This is a genomic window from Actinokineospora sp., from assembly GCF_050699995.1.
Taxonomy (GTDB): domain Bacteria; phylum Actinomycetota; class Actinomycetes; order Mycobacteriales; family Pseudonocardiaceae; genus Actinokineospora.
In genome coordinates this window covers 1-1352 of record NZ_JBOHGC010000544.1, presented here as the reverse complement: position 1 = coordinate 1352, position 1352 = coordinate 1, and the positions used below count along the sequence as shown (strand labels likewise).

Below are 1352 nucleotides of genomic sequence, written 5' to 3'. Positions count from 1 at the left end.
GGAGGTGGTGGCGAGGACGATTGCGACGAGCCGCCCTGCGAGCCACCGCCCGGTGGCGGACCGAACGCGCCGACCACGGTCTATGAGTACGACGCCCGCGACCGCTTGATCCGCGTGCGCCAGCCCTGGCAGGGTGCGGGCGGTGGGGAGGCGGTGACCACCTACTCCTACGATCCGCAAGATCACCTGGTCGCCGTGACCGACGCCGAAGGCAACACGACGAGCTACCAGTACAGTGACCGCGATGTGATGACCCGCGAGGTCTCGCCTGTGTCCGGCACTACGACCTACACCTACAACGAACACGGCGAGCTGATCAGCGAGACCGACGCCCGCGGCGTGGCGGTCACCCGCACGGTCGATGTCCTGGGCCGGGCCACCTTCGTCGACTCCCCGGACCCGACGCTCGACACGACCTACACCTACGACGACCCGGCGGTGCCGTTCTCGAAGGGCCGGCTGACCGCCATCGCCCGCGACGGCGCAACCGTCGCCTACGCCTATGACCGGTTCGGCCGCGCGGTCCAGGATGGTGAGCTCACCTACTCCTACGACCCGAATGGCAATCGTACCGAGATCGGCTATCCTGGCGGCGTGGTGGCACGCTACGGCCACGACTTTGCCGACCGGGAGGCGAGCCTGGAGATCGAGACGGGCTCTGGAGCGCCGCTGCCGATCGTCACGGCGGCTGGCTACGAGCCTCTCGGGCCGCTCTCCTCCCTCACTCTCGGCAACGGGCTTCCGGAGACCCGCGAGTTCACGTCCCGCTACCTGCCCGCGTCAATCAACGTGCCGGGCAGGCTGAAGCAGACCTACACGACGGACGCGGTGGGCAACATCCGGGCGATCGACCGCGCGGTCGGGCCGGACCGGTTTCTGGCGACCTACGCCTACCAGGACCCGCAGTACTTCTTGACCGAGGGCAACGGCGCCTGGGGGCGGCGAGCCTGGAGCTACGACCGGATCGGCAACCGCCTCGCCGAGGAGGTGGTCCCGCCCGACGCCGACATCCCGGAGAGCTACAGCTACGGCTATAGCCCCAACTTCGCCGGCGGCAACACGCCCACGCTCTCCCGGATCGAGCCCGCTCCAGGCGGCGAGCTCGGGAGCCGCCTCGACTACCGTTACGACGCCGCTGGCGACCAGACAGAGGTGGAGACGATCGACGCCGAGTGCGGGCGCCGCACGAGCTTTCTCGACTCCAGCGCCGAGCGCCGCCTCGCCCGGCTCCACACGAGCGACGGCACGGGGACGACCGAGCTCTCCTACGACGGTCGCGGGTTCCTGCGGCGGTCCCGGCTGACGTTCTCGACCTCGAACGACTTCGTCCAGACCGAGCCCATCTATAGCTC

General features: G+C 69.3%; 1 pseudogene. It reads left to right on the top strand.

The annotated features are described in order from the left end of the window. Positions 1–1352, top strand: a pseudogene (locus ACRDSQ_RS26645) (hypothetical protein); the annotation flags it as partial.